The sequence below is a fragment of the Rhizobium sp. P44RR-XXIV genome, assembly GCF_001999485.2.
In the GTDB taxonomy this organism is placed as follows: Bacteria; Pseudomonadota; Alphaproteobacteria; order Rhizobiales; family Rhizobiaceae; genus Rhizobium.
In genome coordinates, this window is record NZ_MPVZ02000016.1 from 1 (window position 1) to 1,584 (window position 1,584).

Sequence of the window (1,584 nt, forward strand, 5' to 3'; positions counted from 1 at the left end):
AGCGTTTCTCATTGATGCGGTCACGCAATTCAACCGCAGCCTCGTAACGGAAGGCGTCGCTGATGATCACCACCAGGCGTTTACTGCGATTCTTCCCAAATTGTGGCAGCACCCAATGATCGAAGAAGTTCTGCTGGTTGGGCACTCCGGCGATCTTCCAGTGCTCCAGCCGTTGCTCGGCCTCTACCTTGTCGCCCCAGCTTCGGCCCAGTTGGTCGAGGTACCAGTAGGCGTAACATTGCTCGACAGCTTCATCGAGCTTCTTCAGCAGCTCTACATGAGCGCGCTGGGAAGCCGCAAATAGTGGCGGTAAGCCCTGTCAAAGCGATACAGCTCGCTTTCATAGGCCTTGTAGATTGCTTCGGTACTGGCAAAGTGGAACCCAGCGGCATACTGCTGACGCAGGCTGAACAGATCAATTGCCGCTGACAGTGCGGAGTAAAGCAGGCGGTACTGCGGCGGATCTCGTCGTCTTGTGACGCGAGGCCCAGTAGTTATCCAAGCGCTCGGAGATGATCTTCGAGAACAGGCTTAGGTCTCGCGGATCCGACTCCGGGATGGCCTTACTTAGATCGACGATGATCTGCGCTCCACGGCCTCGAAGGTGGCTACATTGGCCAGCGTTTCCAACGGAATCTCACCGATCTTCTGCCCGATATGCAGAGCCTCGGCGACCCAGCTGGATATTTCATCGTAAGCCTTGTAGTAACGCGAGCTATCCCTCCAACGCGAAAGCAGCGCCCGAGAAGTCGCCCGAGCATTGGCAGACGGGATGGCAATCGCAGAAGCCCAGCTTGGGATGTCGCCGATACTTTCGCAGAAGCCGGTGGCCAGCAGACGAATCAGGAAATGTCCGAAGCTGAACGGCTTTTCGCCATTGATTTCCTCAACACTGGCCGGGTAGCCAACCTCATCTCGCAGTGCCTGGAGCAGCGCCGGCATTAGGCCGAATTTGTACAGCTCATCGATAACCGGCGGATTCTGCTCCAGGCCTAGGTCATCACTTACCATTACCCCTGCCATGGTGCAGAGTAGCGCCATGATGTCACAGGCGTTGGCCCCCAAAACCACGGCTATCATGGCCAGATCCAACGCCTGTTCAGTGTCGCTTGGCTGGATCAATCGTTTCAGGCTGGCCAAGCGATTCTTGTTGCAGAGGAAGCGCTCACGAGCAGCAAGGTGCTCGCGCAAACTCTGCTGTTGCAGGCCCAGGTCGTTGAAGATCAGAGAGACCTTGTCCGCATAAAAACTGCGCGAGTACAACTTGATATCCAGCAGCCAATCATCATTGGCATCCGGCTCGGCACAGGGGAAGTACAGTAGGTACTTGCCCTCGGTATCCTCAAGCTCCAGCTTGAGTTTGATGCCGAAGGTGGACTCGCCCTGCATGTTCAGCACCTGAACATCGGGCAGATCGAGCTGCCCCAACTCGCTCACAAAACTCTGCTCAGGGTCGTACCAGAAGACGATGCGGTGGCTTTCCGCGAAAAAAGCCTGCCGCAGGCCTTGGGTCAGTTGTTGCGTATCCATCAAGTCAATCCTTGGCCGGCAGCGTCATAAGGGGCGCATACCAGCAAATGCGTT

The 1,584-nt window shown here is 56.2% G+C and carries 2 protein-coding genes; one reads left to right on the forward strand and one right to left on the reverse strand.

What is annotated here, in order from left to right; translation table 11 throughout:
- The coding region (locus BSK43_RS35355; RefSeq protein ID WP_205910573.1) for a hypothetical protein at positions 1 to 304 on the forward strand (304 nt) is incomplete at its 5' end.
- A gap of 263 nt (positions 305 to 567) precedes the next feature.
- Here BSK43_RS35355 and BSK43_RS35360 read toward each other — a convergent pair.
- Entirely contained in the window at positions 568 to 1,530 is a 963-nt protein-coding gene (locus BSK43_RS35360) for a hypothetical protein (RefSeq protein ID WP_205910574.1), read from the reverse strand.
- Positions 1,531 to 1,584 lie beyond the last annotated feature (54 nt).

Excerpts from the sequence above, each read along its gene's own strand:
- BSK43_RS35360 (WP_205910574.1), bottom strand. The coding sequence starts at position 1,530 with ATGGATACGCAACAACTGACCCAAGGCCTGCGGCAGGCTTTTTTCGCG.